Here is a 14,801-nt window from a genome sequence, read left to right on the forward strand (position 1 = left end):
TTCGTTCCCGATCGGGTCTGTTACCAGCGGTAGTGGCTGAAAGCCTTGTTGGCTTCGGCCATCCGGTGCGTGTCTTCGCGCTTCTTCACAGCCGTGCCGCGGTTGTTGGCCGCGTCCATCAGCTCGGAAGAAAGGCGCTCCTCCATGGTGTGCTCACCACGCTTGCGCGCGGATTCGATCAGCCAGCGGATCGCCAGGGCCTGGCGACGCTCCGGCCGAACTTCGACGGGCACCTGGTAGGTGGCGCCGCCGACGCGGCGGGACCGCACCTCGACCGCCGGCTTCACGTTGTCCATCGCTTCATGGAACAGGCGCAGGGGGTCGCTGTTCGGACCGCCGCGGCGCTTCAGGGTATCCATGGCGGCGTAGACGATACGCTCGGCCGTGCTCTTCTTGCCGTCATACATCAGCACGTTCATGAAACGGCTGAGGACGAGATCGCCGAACTTGGGATCCGGCAGGACTTCGCGCTTCTCGGCGCTGTGGCGACGCGACATCGCTCTCTATTCCTTACTTCGGCCGCTTCGCGCCGTACAGCGAGCGCCGCTTGCGCCGCTTGGCGATGCCCTGCGTATCCAGCACACCGCGCAGGATGTGATAGCGCACGCCCGGAAGATCCTTCACGCGGCCGCCGCGGATCAGCACCACGGAGTGTTCCTGCAGGTTGTGACCTTCACCGGGAATGTAGCTCACCACCTCGTAGCCGTTCACCAGGCGAACCTTGGCGACCTTACGCAGAGCCGAGTTCGGCTTCTTCGGCGTGGTGGTGTAGACGCGGGTGCAGACGCCACGCTTCTGCGGGCAGTTCTGCAAGGCCGGAACCTTGTTCCGGACAGGCTTGGGCTCACGCCCGCTGGCGATGAGCTGGTTGATCGTCGGCATGACGCCCCTTGTGTCTTCTACTGACGCCCAGATCCCATGCAAACGAGAACGCCCGGCTGGTTGCGCTTGACCGCGCCCCCTTCCGAGCCTTGCCCCCGCCCCCGGCCTGACCACCACCAGAAGCAGTGGGGAACCGGTTGCACAGAACCTGTCGTCCGAACTCCGCAGGCCAATCCGATAGCCGGATTAAACCCCGTCGAGGGCGCGGAACCTACGCGCCGACCCCCCATGAGTCAAGCACGCCGTACCCTCTGCATGAAGAATCCGGGGCCGAAAGGACCCCGGATTCTCCTAGTCTTCCATGCGCTGGACGCAGGCGCGTCCAGGGCTTGGCCGTTACTCCGCCGCCTGGGCGCCCGGCTTCGGCAGGGCTTCCTGAGACTGCGGCAGGCGCTGCCCGTCGCGCTGGGCAGCCAGCGCGCGCAGGCGGTTCATCACGGAACCCGTGCCCGCCGGGATCAGGCGCCCGACGATCACGTTCTCCTTCAGGCCGGCCAGGAAGTCGACCTTGCCGGCCACCGCCGCCTCGGTCAGCACCCGGGTCGTTTCCTGGAAGGAAGCGGCCGAGATGAAGCTGGTGGTCTGCAGCGAGGCCTTGGTGATGCCCTGCAGCACCGGCTCCGCCCGCGCCGGGCGCTCCTTGTTCGCGATGAGCTTCTCGTTCTCGATCTCGAACTCGATGCGCTCGACGGTCTCGCCCACGAGGTAGGTGCTATCGCCCGGCTCGATGATCTCGACCTTCTGCAGCATCTGGCGAACGATCACCTCGATGTGCTTGTCGTTGATCTTCACGCCCTGCAGTCGATAGACGTCCTGGATCTCGTTGACCAGGTAGTTGGCCAGGGCCTCGACGCCCAGCACGCGCAGGATGTCGTGCGGAACGCGCGGGCCGTCGACCAGCGGATCGCCGGCCTTGACGTAGTCGCCTTCCTGCACGGACACGTGCTTGCCCTTCGGCACCAGGTATTCGCGCGGCACGGGAGGCTCGTCGCCCACCGCCTCCGGCACCACCAGGATGCGGCGCTTGGCCTTGTAGTCCTTGCCGAATTCCACGCGGCCGTCGATCTCGCTGATGATCGCGTGGTCCTTCGGCCGGCGGGCCTCGAAGAGCTCGGCGACGCGCGGCAGACCGCCGGTGATGTCGCGGGTCTTGGAGGATTCACGCGGCAGGCGGGCCACCACGTCACCAGCCGCCACCTGCGCGCCGTTCTCGACCGAGAGGATCGAGTCCGGGGACAGGAAGTAGCGGGCCTCGGCGCCATTCGCGAGCTTGACGATATTGCCCCGCTCGTCCTTCAGGATGATGCGCGGACGCAGATCGACGCCGCGCGCCGCCTGCTTGTAGTCCACCACCACCTTGGAGGAGAGGCCGGTCACCTCGTCCTGGCGCTCCACCAGCGTCACGCCCTCGATCAGGTCGGCGTACTCAATGGTACCGCCCTTCTCGGTGATGATCGGCAGGGTGAAGGGGTCCCATTCGGCCAGCTTCTGGCCGCGGGTGACGGCGATGCCGTCCTCCAGCACCAGCAGGCGGGCACCATAGGGCACGCGGTAGCGGGCGCGCTCACGGCCATTGGCATCGCTCAGCACGATCTCGCAGTTACGCGACATCACGATGGGGTTGCCCTGGCTGTTCTGCACCACCACGCGGTTCAGCACGGAAACGGTGCCGTCGCCGGTGGCCTCCACCGCCGACTGCTCGGCGCCACGCTGCGCCGCGCCGCCGATGTGGAAGGTACGCATGGTCAGCTGCGTGCCCGGCTCGCCGATGGACTGAGCGGCGATGACGCCCACGGCCTCGCCGATGTTCACCGGGGTACCACGCGCCAGGTCACGGCCGTAGCAATGGCCGCAGACGCCCGAGCGCGCCTCGCAGGTGAGGACGGAGCGGATATAGACCTCTTCCACGCCGGACTTCTCGATCGCCTCGGCGGCGGGCTCGTCGACCAGCGTGTTGCGCGGGAAGAGAACCTCGCCCGTATCCGGGTCGGTGACGTCGCGCTGGATCGTCCGGCCCAGGATACGCTCGCTCAGCGAGGAAACCGTCTCACCGCCATCCATCACAGCGCGCACGGTGATGCCGCGCTCGGTGCCGCAATCGTTCTCGACGATGATGCAGTCCTGCGCCACGTCCACCAGGCGGCGGGTCAGGTAGCCGGAGTTCGCGGTCTTCAACGCGGTATCCGCGAGGCCCTTACGGGCGCCGTGGGTCGAGTTGAAGTACTCCAGGACGGACAGGCCTTCCTTGAAGTTCGCGATGATCGGCTGCTCGATGATCTCGCCCGAAGGCTTGGCCATCAGGCCGCGCATGCCGGCGAGCTGACGCATCTGGGCCGGCGAACCACGGGCACCGGAATGCGACATCATCCAGACGCTGTTGGTGACGCGGCCGACCTCCTGGCGGGAGATCTCCTTCATCATCGCCGTGGCGACCTCGTCCGTGCAGCGCGACCAGGCGTCAACCACCTTGTTGTAGCGCTCGCCGGCCGTGATCAGGCCGTCGAGGTACTGCTGCTCGAACTCCTTCACCTCGGCCTTGGTCTGGGCGATGAGCCCTTCCTTCTCGGCCGGGATCTGCATGTCGTCCTTGCCGAAGGAAATGCCGGCCTTGGCCGCCTGGCGGAAGCCGAGGCTCATCAGGCGGTCGGCGAAGATCACCGACTCCTTCTGGCCGCAGTGACGGTAGACCGCATCCATGACGTCCGAGATGGACTTCTTGGTCAGCTGGCGGTTCACCAGGCTGTAGGGCGTGCGCGGGTCGCGCGGCAGCAGCGCGCCCATCATCATGCGGCCAGCCGTGGTCAGCACCGTCTCATGGCGCTTCGGCAGGTCGTCGGTGGGCGCCGGCACCCGGGCCATGACGGCCGTGTGCAGGTTGATGGCGCCGGCGGCCAGCGCCTGCTCCACCTCCCCCAGGTCGCCGAAGACATGCGGGCGGTGCTCCAGGGCCTTCCGCTCGGCATCCGTCAGCGCATCCACGGACTTGCCGCTGGCGCTGGCGATGGCGGCGCGGATCTCCTCCAGCTCCTTCTGGGCGACGCGGAATTCCGGCGTCTCCAGGGAGAGGTAGTAGAGGCCCAGCACGATGTCCTGCGACGGCACGATGATCGGCTTGCCGTTGGCGGGGCTGAGGATGTTGTTGGTGGACATCATCAGCACGCGCGCTTCCAGCTGGGCCTCGAGGCTCAGCGGGACGTGCACGGCCATCTGGTCACCGTCGAAGTCCGCGTTGAAGGCGGTGCAGACCAGCGGGTGAAGCTGGATCGCCTTGCCCTCGACCAGCACCGGCTCGAAGGCCTGGATGCCCAGGCGGTGCAGCGTCGGCGCGCGGTTCAGCATCACCGGGTGTTCGCGGATCACCTCTTCCAGGATGTCCCAGACCTCGGGACGCTCCTTCTCCACCATCCGCTTGGCGGCCTTGATGGTGGTGGCGTGGCCGTACTTCTCGAGCTTCGAGTAGATGAAGGGCTTGAACAGCTCCAGCGCCATCTTCTTCGGAAGACCGCACTGGTGCAGCTTCATCTCGGGACCCACGACGATCACCGAACGGCCGGAATAGTCGACGCGCTTACCGAGCAGGTTCTGCCGGAAACGGCCCTGCTTGCCCTTCAGCATGTCGGACAGCGACTTCAGCGGGCGCTTGTTGGCACCCGTGATGGCGCGGCCGCGGCGGCCGTTGTCGAACAGCGCGTCCACCGACTCCTGCAGCATGCGCTTCTCGTTGCGCACGATGATGTCTGGCGCGCGCAGCTCGATCAGCCGCTTCAGGCGGTTGTTGCGGTTGATGACGCGGCGATACAGGTCGTTCAGGTCGGAGGTCGCGAAGCGGCCGCCGTCCAGCGGCACCAGCGGGCGCAGCTCGGGCGGGATCACCGGCACGACGTCGAGGATCATCCATTCAGGGCGGGCACCGCCCTCCTTGAACGACTCGATCATCTTCAGGCGCTTGACGTACTTCTTGCGCTTGGCCTCGGAGTTGGTCTCCTTGAGGTCGGCGCGAAGCTGCGTGCTCTCGGCGTCCAGGTCGATGGCGGCCAGCATCTGCTTCACCGCCTCGGCACCGATGCCGACGGAGAAGGCGTCCTCGCCGAACTCGTCCATCTTGGACTGGTACTGCTCCTCGGTCAGCAGCTGGTGAAGCTTCAGGTCGGTCAGACCCGGCTCCAGCACCACATACGACTCGAAGTACAGGACCTTCTCCAGCTCCTTCAGCGACATATCGACCATCAGGCCGACGCGCGAAGGCAGCGACTTCATGAACCAGATATGGGCGACCGGGGAAGCCAGCTCGATATGGCCCATGCGCTCGCGGCGCACCTTGGCCAGCGTGACCTCGACGCCGCACTTCTCGCAGATGATGCCGCGGAACTTCATCCGCTTGTACTTGCCGCACAGGCACTCATAGTCCTTGATCGGACCAAAGATGCGCGCGCAGAACAGCCCGTCCCGCTCCGGCTTGAAGGTGCGGTAGTTGATCGTCTCGGGCTTCTTGATCTCGCCATAGGACCAGGAGCGGATCTGCTCCGGCGAGGCGATGGTGATCTTGATCTGATCAAACGTCATCGCCTGGCCAGTCTGGCCCAGGATCTTCATCAGTTCATTCATGCGCCCGTCCTCTCAAGGTGAGGCCGCCGCGCCGGGGTATTCCCGGCGCGGCTGAGCAAAAGGTTCATCAAGCACGTCGTGGTCGGAGCGGAACCGATCAAGACGGGCGGTTCTCCAGGTCGACATTGAGGCCCAGCGACTTCAACTCCTTCACGAGGACGTTGAAGGACTCGGGGATGCCGGCCTCGAAGTTGTCCTGGTCGCGGACAATGGCCTCGTAGACCTTGGTGCGGCCGGACACGTCGTCCGACTTCACCGTCAGCATCTCCTGCAGGGTATAGGCGGCGCCATAAGCCTCCAGGGCCCAGACCTCCATCTCGCCGAAGCGCTGGCCACCGAACTGCGCCTTACCACCCAGCGGCTGCTGCGTGACGAGCGAGTAGGGACCGATCGAACGCGCGTGGATCTTGTCGTCCACCAGGTGGTGCAGCTTCAGCATGTAGATGTAGCCGACCGTCACCTTGCGCTCGAAGGGCTCGCCGGAGCGGCCGTCGATCAGCGTGGTCTGGCCCGAGGTATCGAGGCCCGCCTTGGTCAGCATGGTCTCGATGTCGGAGATCCGCGCGCCGTCGAAGACCGGGGTCGCGATGGGCACGCCGCGCTTCAGGTTCTCGCCGAGTTCCATCAGCTGGTCCTCGGACATGTCCTCGATGTCGCGGCCGAAGATCTCCTGGCCATAGACATCGCGCAGCTTCTCGAGCAGCTCCTCGCGGGCGGCGCCGACGCGGCGGTAGTCCTCGACCAGCTCGCCCACCTGCTTGCCCAGCACGGCGCAGGCCCAGCCCAGATGCGTCTCCAGGATCTGACCGATGTTCATGCGCGAGGGCACGCCCAGCGGGTTCAGCACCAGGTCCACGGAGGTGCCATCCGGCAGGAAGGGCATGTCCTCCACGGGCACGACGCGGGAGACGACACCCTTGTTGCCGTGACGGCCGGCCATCTTGTCGCCCGGCTGAAGCTTGCGCTTCACGGCCACAAAGACCTTGACCATCTTCATGACGCCCGGCGGCAGCTCGTCGCCGCGCTGCAGCTTCTCGACCTTGCTGTCGAAGCGCTTCTGCAGCTTCTCGACGGCCGCGTCGAACTCGCGCTTCAGCGCCTCGATTTCGGCCATCACGGCGTCGTCCTGCACGCCGATCTGGCGCCAGGTGGCCCGGGAGAACTGGTCCAGCACCTCATCGGTGATGGGGGTGCCAGCCTTCACGCCCTTGAAGCCGCCGCTCGCCTTCTGGTTCAGCAGCTTCTCGCGCAGACGCGAGGTAAAGCTGCGCTCCTGGATGGCGCGCTCGTCGTCACGGTCCTTGGCCAGGCGCTCCACCTCGGCGCGGTCGATCGCCATGGCGCGCTCGTCCTTGTCGACACCGCGGCGGTTGAAGACGCGCACGTCCACAACGGTGCCCGTGGTGCCCGGCGGCAGGCGCAGGGACGTGTCGCGCACGTCCGAGGCCTTCTCGCCGAAGATGGCGCGGAGGAGCTTCTCTTCCGGCGTCATCGGGCTCTCGCCCTTCGGCGTCACCTTGCCGATCAGGATGTCGCCCGGGTTCACCTCGGCGCCGACATAGACGATGCCGGCCTCGTCGAGGTTGCGCAGCGCTTCCTCGCCGACATTCGGGATGTCGCGGGTGATCTCTTCCTGGCCCAGCTTGGTGTCGCGGGCCATCACCTCGAATTCCTCGATATGGATCGAGGTGAAGACGTCATCCGTCGCGATACGCTCGCTGATCAGGATGGAGTCCTCGAAGTTGTACCCGTTCCACGGCATGAAGGCGACGAGCACGTTGCGGCCCAGCGCCAGCTCACCGAGCTGAGTGGAGGGGCCGTCGGCGATGATGTCGCCAGCCGCCACCTGGTCACCCACCTTCACCAGCGGGCGCTGGTTGATGCAGGTGCTCTGGTTGGAGCGCTGGAACTTGCGCAGGCGATAGATGTCGACGCCACGGGTGGTGCCGTCCTCATCGCTGGTCGCGCGCACCACGATGCGGGCGCCGTCGATGGAGTCGATCACGCCGCCACGCCGCGCCACGATGGTCGCGCCGGAGTCGCGCGCAACGGCGGCCTCCATGCCCGTGCCCACCAGCGGCGCGTCGGACTGCACCAGCGGCACAGCCTGACGCATCATGTTGGAGCCCATCAGCGCGCGGTTGGCGTCGTCGTTCTCCAGGAACGGGATCAGCGCCGCGGCGACAGAGACCAGCTGCTTGGGCGAGACGTCGATGGCCGTCACCTCTTCCGGCTTCACCAGCCGGAAGTCACCGCCCTGGCGGACGGAGACGAGGTCGGAGCGGAACTCGCCCGTGTCGTTGTCCACCTCGGCATCGGCCTGGGCAACCACCAGCTTCTCCTCCTCCATGGCGGAGAGGTAGCGGGGCGCGCCGGTGATCTTGCCGTCCTTCACCAGGCGGTACGGCGTCTCGATGAAGCCGTACTTGTTCACCTTCGCGAAGGTGGCCAGCGAGTTGATCAGGCCGATGTTCGGGCCTTCCGGCGTCTCGATCGGGCAGATGCGGCCATAGTGCGTCGGGTGCACGTCGCGCACCTCGAAGCCGGCGCGCTCACGCGTCAGACCGCCCGGGCCAAGCGCCGAGAGGCGGCGCTTATGCGTCACTTCCGACAGCGGGTTGGTCTGGTCCATGAACTGCGAGAGCTGCGAGGAGCCGAAGAACTCGCGCACGGCGGCAGCGGCGGGCTTCGCGTTGATCAGGTCATGCGGCATGACGGTGTCGATATCGACCGACCCCATGCGCTCCTTGATCGCGCGCTCCATGCGCAGCAGGCCGACGCGGTACTGGTTCTCCATCAGCTCGCCGACCGAACGCACCCGGCGGTTGCCGAGGTTGTCGATGTCGTCGATCTGACCCTTGCCGTCCTTCAGCTCCAGCAGCGTCTTGACGGTGGCCAGGATGTCCTGCTTGCGCAGCGTGCGCAGGTGGTCCGGCACATCGTCCAGGCTGAAGCCCAGGCGCATGTTCATCTTCACGCGGCCGACGGTGGAGAGGTCGTAGCGCTCCTCGTCGAAGAAGAGGCCGCGGAACAGCGCCTCGGCGGTCTCCGGCGTCGGCGGCTCACCCGGCCGCATGACGCGGTAGATGTCCATCAACGCTTCGTCGCGGCTGTTGTTCTTGTCGACCACCAGCGTGTTGCGCATCCAGGGGCCGGTGGACTGGTCGATCGCCAGGGTCGGCAGCTCGCTCAGCCCGGCCTGCTCGATGGCGGCCAGCTTGGGCTCGGTCAGCTCCTCGCCCGCCTCGGCCCAGATCTCGCCGGTGGTCAGGTCCACCAGGTCCTCGGCCACGAAGCGGCCGATCAGGTCGGCGCGGCCGACCAGCACCTCGGTGGTGCCGCCCTCGGCGATCTTGCGGGCGGCGCGCGCCGTCAGCTTGGTTTCCTTCTCCGCGACGACCTCGCCGGAGATGGCATCCACCAGGTTGTCGACCAGCTTCAGGCCACGGAAGGAATCCGGGTCAAAGGAGCGGCTCCAGCCCTTCTGGCCGAGCTTGAAGACCACCTGCTGGTAGAAGGTGTTGAGGATTTCCTCGCCATCCATGCCACGGACTTCGCCAGGCTCCAGCTGCGCGCCCTCGGGCAGCGCGGCGCGCTTGGCCTCGGTCGCGGCGGATTCCAAGGCGTAGAGCAGCGTCGTGGCGGGCAGCTTGCGCTTCCGGTCCACGCGCACGTAGCAGATGTCCTTGGCGTCGAACTCGAAGTCCAGCCAGGAGCCACGGTAGGGGATGACACGGGCGGCGAAGAGGTACTTGCCGCTGGAATGCGTCTTGCCCTTGTCGTGGTCGAAGAACACGCCCGGCGAGCGGTGCATCTGCGAGACGATGACGCGCTCGGTGCCGTTGATGATGAAGGTGCCGTTGTCCGTCATGAGCGGCATGTCGCCCATGTAGACATCCTGCTCCTTGATGTCGCGGACGGAGCGCGAGCCCGTGTCCTCGTCGACATCCCAGACGATCAGGCGCAGGCGCACCTTCAGCGGGGCAGCAAAGGTCAGCCCGCGCTGGATGCATTCCTCGACGTCGTATTTCGGCTCTTCCAGCTCATACTGGACGAATTCCAGCCGGCCGCGGCCAGCGAAGTCGTCGATCGGGAAGACCGACTTGAACACTTCCTGCAACCCGGTGTTCGTCCGCGCGTCTGGGTCCACACCCATCTGCAGGAACGCTTCGTAGGAGGCGCGCTGCACATCGATGAGGTTCGGCATCGGTGCCACCTCGGGCAGCCGCCCAAAGGACCTACGGATGCGCTTGCGCCCGGTGAACGACTTGGTGATCGCGTTCATGCCCGTCTTGCTTCCCTTCACGCCGACCCATCTTCCCGGCTAATCAGTCCCCAACCGGCGGGGCATCCCAGGGGAAACCCTGGACGCGAGGCACGGGACAACCCCGTGAAACGCAGGCGCGGGCAGGCACCCAGAGGGTCCCCGCCCGAACCGAACTCCACTCTTTGTATCCCCCGGGGCCGAGGCCCCGGGAGCAAGACAAAAGAGCTTACTTGACCTCGACGGTGGCCCCGTTCTCTTCGAGCACCTTCTTGATCTTCGCCGCTTCGTCCTTGGACACGCCTTCCTTGACGGTCTTCGGGGCGCCCTCGACCAGGTCCTTGGCTTCCTTCAGGCCCAGGCCGGTGATGGTGCGGATTTCCTTGATGACGTTGATCTTCTTGTCACCCGCGTTGGCGAGGACGACCGTGAACTCGGTCTGCTCCTCAGCGGCGGCGGCAGCGCCACCACCAGCGGCCGGCGCGGCAGCGGCCACGGCGACCGGAGCGGCGGCGGAAACGCCCCACTTCTCTTCCAGCATCTTGGAAAGCTCGGCGGCTTCCAGAACCGTCAGGGCGGACAGATCGTCCACGATCTTAGCGAGATCGGCCATGTCTTGTATCCTTCGATGTAATCGCTTGGCTTGTTAAATGCAATCCCTGGCCCAGCGGGGCCGGAACTGTGTCTTCCGCGAAGGGCTGTTAGGCCGCCTCGTCCTTCTTGGCATAGGCCGCCAGGACCCGCGCCACCTGACCACCAGGAGCCTGAAGGATGCCGGCGATACGAGTCGCAGGCGTCTGGATCAGGCCCAGCAGCTGGGCACGCAGGGTCTCGAGCGAGGGCAGTTCCGCCAGCGCCTTGATGCCGTTAACATCAAGAACCTGGCTTCCCAGCGACCCGCCGAGGATGACGAACTTGTCGTTCGTCTTGGCGAATTCCACGGCCGTCTTGGCCACGGCCACGGGGTCCTTGGACCACGCGAGCGCGGTCGGACCCTTCAGCAGCGGCGAGATGCCCTGGAAGGAGGTGCCATCGAGGGCAAGGTTGGCCAGACGGTTCTTCGCGACCTTATACGTCGCACCCGCCGCCCGCATCTTGCGCCGCAGATCGCTCACGCCCGCGACCGTCATGCCCTTGTTCTGGGCGACGAGCACGAAGGAGGTATCCGCGAACACTTCCGCGAGGGAGGCAACGAACGCGCGCTTTTCCGTACGGTCCATACTTCCCAACTTCTTACAAAGCCGATGCCTTTTGGAAGGGCACCAGCCGGTTCACACGGGAGCTTCAGCTTGGCCAAGGCCGCACCTCCGCTCCTGGTTCACCTGTCATCTGAGTTCGGCGGAAGACACCAAGCCAATCCCACCGGAGGCACGCGGCCGCCGGCAACGATCTCTCGGGCATCCCGTCTCACGCTTGCGGGGCGGACCCCATCAAGGCCTTTCGGCCACAGGCGCTCTCGGACAGGTATTCGGAAAGGGCCCTGAGGCCCTCCCCTGCCCACGCCGCCGGCGAGCCGGCGGCGGGAATTCGGTTTCCCTTCGGCTCAGGCCGAGAGGGAGGAGACGTCGACCTTGTAGCCCGGGCCCATGGAAGAGGAGACGTTCACCTTCTTCACATAGGTGCCCTTGGCACCGGCCGGCTTCGCGCGCTGGATGGCGTCCACGAAAGCCTTGGCGTTCTCCAGCAGAGCCTCGGCGGAGAAGGAGGCCTTGCCGATGCCGGCATGCACGATGCCGGCCTTCTCGGCGCGGAACTCCACCTGGCCGGCCTTGGCGGCAGCCACGGCGCCCTTCACGTCCATGGTGACGGAACCCAGCTTCGGGTTCGGCATCAGGCCGCGCGGGCCCAGGATCTTACCCAGGCGGCCGACGAGGCCCATCATGTCCGGGGTCGCGATGCAGCGGTCGAACTCGATCTTGCCTTCCTGCACCAGGGCGGCCAGGTCGTCCGCGCCCACCACGTCGGCGCCGGCGGCCAGAGCCTCCTCCGCCTTCGGGCCGCGGGCGAAGACGCCCACGCGCACGGTCTTGCCGGTGCCGTTCGGCAGGCCGACCACGCCGCGGACCATCTGGTCGGCATGGCGCGGATCAATGCCCAGGTTCATCGAGATCTCGATGGTCTCATCGAACTTCGCCCTGGCATTCGCCTTGGCGGTTTCGATGGCGGCGCCGAGCGCATACAGCTTGTCGGTGTCGAGAGACGCGTAGAGCGCCTTCAGACGTTTGCCCTGCTTGGCCATCGGATCAGCCCTCCACCACGGCGATGCCCATCGAGCGGGCGGAACCGGCCAGCATTGACACGGCCGCCTCGACGTCGTTGGCGTTCATGTCCTTCATCTTGGTCGCGGCGATCTCGCGCAGCTGCGACTTCGTGACGCGGCCCACGTTGCCACCCTTGCCCGGCGTCTGGGTGCCCTTGTCGATCTTGGCAGCCTTCAGCAGGAAGTAGGTGTTCGGCGGCGTCTTGGTGACGAAGGAGAAGGTACGGTCGGAATACGCGGTGATGACGACCGGCGTCGGGGTGCCGGGCTCCATCTGCTGCGTCGCCGCGTTGAATTCCTTCACGAACTGCATGATGTTCAGGCCGCGCTGACCCAGCGCGGGGCCAACCGGCGGCGAGGGGTTCGCCTTGCCGGCCGGGATCTGCAGCTTGATGTAGCCGACGATCTTCTTCGCCATAACTCGTCCTCTGCGATCTCAGAGGCGCGCGGTCCAAACGGCGGGCCCCATGGCCGATGCCTTCCGCGTCCCTGAAACACCACGGCGGCCGCCGGGCGCAATGCGCCCAGGGCCGCCGCGGCGGAGGCGGGCGTATACCGCCCTGCCCCCAACGAGTCCAGCATAAAGAATCGGCCGGGCAACGGTGCCCGGCGCGGCTCAGGCCATCGCCTGCAGCATGGCGATATGCTGCTGGATGCTGGCCACGGAGAGGGTGGCGATCACCTGTTCCTCCTTGGTGCCGGAGGCCAGCAGGGCCTGGTGCAGCTGCAGCAGCTCCTGGTGGCCGGTGGTCTGGCCCTGCAGGTACATGCGGTCGAACTGGGCGCCATCGAGGCCGCGCAGCTGCTGCGTCATCTGCATCTTCTGCGCGTCCATCTCGACCTGTGCCGGCATGGGGATGCCCGCGATCTTCATGGCCTGCATGGTGGCGCGCTGCTCGTTCGCCTCGAACTGCGCGAAGGTCTTCACGGCCGGGGCCTGGGCCTTCTGCAGCGCCATTTCGCTGCTGGTCAGCGAGAAGGTGGAGGCCGCCAGAATGCGCTGCCGCAACTGGGCGTCGCTGCTGCCGGAGGCAGTCTGGGCACTGGCCGCGCGCAGCAGCACCGGCATCAGCGCGGCAGCGGACAGGGTGGTCATGGCGGTACGACGGAGCATGGGCGTTCTCCTGGGGGGGGGGGGGCTGTGCCGGAGAGGCACATGGCGGAGAACACCCGCGCCGGGTGGCGGGTTCCTCCCGCGCCGGGCTGCCATCAAGGATGTTATCGCTGGAATTACTGAGGCTTAGCCGATTTCAGCTGCAGCGCGCTGCGAGGCGGCAGCCAAGCCGCCAAGCCCTGGCCGCCAGCCAAAGCCTCCTTCACCCCCGATAGCAAGGCAGGCAGCCAAGCGGGCCCGCGCTACGGCAGAAGGCCGGGGGAAGACGGCACCAGCCAGTGCCTCACTTCGTATCCCAGCGGGATCAGGAAGGACTGCGTCAGCGGATTGCCGAAGAATGGCAAGCGGCGACCACCGGCAAGCCGCGCGCGGGGTCCAGGCCAGGGCGGCGGCAAGGATGAGATACAATCTTGAAGGCGGGCAACATGGCGGCGGCCGCACCGGCCACCACACTGTGGGGACCTCCCAGGCCTTCCGGGCGAGGCCAGAGGCTTCGCCCAGGCATCCCGCACCCGCTTCAGCAGGGTGCGGGGCAGCATCCGAAGTCAGACCTTCTCGACCTGCGCGTATTCCAGTTCCACCGGCGTGGCGCGGCCGAAGATGGAGACGCTGACCTTCACGCGGCCCTTCTCCTCGTCCACCTCTTCCACCGTGCCGTTGAAGGAGGCGAAGGGGCCATCGGCGACGCGGACCTGCTCGCCCACCTCGTAGACCACGGCGGGGCGCTTCGGCTTGTCCACGCCTTCCTGCACCTGCTTCACGATGCGCAGCGCCTCGGCCTCGGTGATCGGGCTCGGGCGGTTGCGGGCACCCAGGAAGCCGGTGACCTTGGGCGTGTCCTTCACCAGGTGCCAGGCGTCATCGGTCATGGTCATCTTCACCAGCACATAGCCGGGGAAGAACTTCCGCTCGGAATTGACCTTCTGGCCGCGACGGATCTCGGTCACGTCCTCGGAGGGCACCAGGATATCGCCGATCTGGTCGGCCAGCCCCTTCTGGGCGGCCTGCTCCTTGATCTGCTGGGCGATCTTCTTCTCGAAGCCGGAATAGACGTGAACGACGTACCACTTCATGTCGGCCATGGAACGCGCTCCGCGGTCAGGCGCCGAAGCCGAACAGCAGGCTCATCGCCAGCTGGATCAGCTTGTCGGTCAGCAGGAAGAAAACGGCGGCCAGGGCGGACAACGCCAGCACCAGGCCAGTGGTGATCAGCGTCTCCTTGCGGGACGGCCAGGTGACGCGGGCCACCTCCTGCCGCACGTCGCGCCCGAACAGGATGGGATTGAACTTAGCCAATGACCGGCGACCCTGCGTTATTCGGAATAGAGACAAGCCTGACCATTCGGACAGGCTTCGCGGGCGGCAGCCTTTCGGCTACCGCCCGGCGGAAAGCCTTTCGCGGCACTGGCAGGGGCGGAGGGTCTCGAACCCGCAACCTCCGGTTTTGGAGACCGGCGCTCTAGCCAATTGAGCTACGCCCCTGCAGGCAGTGGCCGCGAGGGGGGCTCTATAGGTCACCCAAAGCGGGCTGTCGAGGGGGTGAAGCCCTCGATCGGGCAAGAAGAGCGCAAAAACAAAACGGGCCGCCCCGAAGGGCGGCCCGTCTGCACACTTAAGGGTGGAAACCCTTACGCGCTGATGCTGGCGACGACGCCGGCGCCGACGGTGCGGCCGCC

At 66.3% G+C, this 14,801-nt stretch carries 11 protein-coding genes and 1 tRNA gene; all 12 read right to left on the reverse strand.

Translation table 11 applies throughout. The features are described from left to right. Nucleotides 1-20: 20 nt before the first annotated feature. The gene (rpsG, locus tag IBL25_RS17750; RefSeq protein WP_007438459.1) at nt 21-497 is read right to left on the reverse strand and encodes a 30S ribosomal protein S7; all 477 of its coding nucleotides are present in this window, start codon (nt 495-497) and stop codon (nt 21-23) included. Between the two features lie 13 nt (nt 498-510). After that, nucleotides 511-882, reverse strand: coding sequence for a 30S ribosomal protein S12 (rpsL, locus tag IBL25_RS17755; protein ID WP_120010321.1), 372 nt, complete (start codon nt 880-882; stop codon nt 511-513). Between the two features lie 336 nt (nt 883-1,218). Then, a complete protein-coding gene (rpoC, locus tag IBL25_RS17760) occupies nt 1,219-5,487 on the reverse strand; it encodes a DNA-directed RNA polymerase subunit beta' (protein WP_187779867.1) in 4,269 nt (1,422 codons plus the stop codon). Nucleotides 5,488-5,584: 97 nt separating this feature from the next. Then, nucleotides 5,585-9,772, reverse strand: coding sequence for a DNA-directed RNA polymerase subunit beta (gene rpoB / locus IBL25_RS17765; RefSeq protein ID WP_187779868.1), 4,188 nt, complete (start codon nt 9,770-9,772; stop codon nt 5,585-5,587). Nucleotides 9,773-9,980: 208 nt separating this feature from the next. Further along, the gene (rplL, locus tag IBL25_RS17770) at nt 9,981-10,364 is read right to left on the reverse strand and encodes a 50S ribosomal protein L7/L12 (protein WP_187779869.1); all 384 of its coding nucleotides are present in this window, start codon (nt 10,362-10,364) and stop codon (nt 9,981-9,983) included. A gap of 88 nt (nt 10,365-10,452) precedes the next feature. Continuing rightward, nucleotides 10,453-10,971 carry a 50S ribosomal protein L10 gene (rplJ, locus tag IBL25_RS17775; RefSeq protein WP_120639583.1) on the reverse strand — a complete coding sequence of 173 codons (519 nt, stop codon included), beginning with the start codon at nt 10,969-10,971 and terminating at the stop codon, nt 10,453-10,455. A gap of 323 nt (nt 10,972-11,294) precedes the next feature. Further along, the gene (rplA, locus tag IBL25_RS17780; protein ID WP_187779870.1) at nt 11,295-11,990 is read right to left on the reverse strand and encodes a 50S ribosomal protein L1; all 696 of its coding nucleotides are present in this window, start codon (nt 11,988-11,990) and stop codon (nt 11,295-11,297) included. 4 nt (nt 11,991-11,994) lie between these two features. Next, entirely contained in the window at nt 11,995-12,429 is a 435-nt protein-coding gene (rplK, locus tag IBL25_RS17785) for a 50S ribosomal protein L11 (protein WP_187779871.1), read from the reverse strand. A gap of 198 nt (nt 12,430-12,627) precedes the next feature. Then, nucleotides 12,628-13,125 carry a DUF4142 domain-containing protein gene (locus tag IBL25_RS17790; RefSeq protein WP_187779872.1) on the reverse strand — a complete coding sequence of 166 codons (498 nt, stop codon included), beginning with the start codon at nt 13,123-13,125 and terminating at the stop codon, nt 12,628-12,630. Between the two features lie 545 nt (nt 13,126-13,670). Next, nucleotides 13,671-14,207, reverse strand: coding sequence for a transcription termination/antitermination protein NusG (gene nusG, locus IBL25_RS17795; protein WP_187779873.1), 537 nt, complete (start codon nt 14,205-14,207; stop codon nt 13,671-13,673). Between the two features lie 16 nt (nt 14,208-14,223). Next, nucleotides 14,224-14,421: a preprotein translocase subunit SecE gene (gene secE / locus IBL25_RS17800; protein ID WP_120639588.1), complete on the reverse strand. Its 198-nt coding sequence runs from the start codon at nt 14,419-14,421 to the stop codon at nt 14,224-14,226. 109 nt (nt 14,422-14,530) lie between these two features. Continuing rightward, nucleotides 14,531-14,607, reverse strand: a tRNA-Trp gene (locus IBL25_RS17805). Nucleotides 14,608-14,801: the final 194 nt, after the last annotated feature.

Origin of the sequence: Pseudoroseomonas ludipueritiae (assembly GCF_014490445.1) — a bacterium.
Taxonomy (GTDB): Bacteria; Pseudomonadota; Alphaproteobacteria; order Acetobacterales; family Acetobacteraceae; genus Pseudoroseomonas; species Pseudoroseomonas ludipueritiae.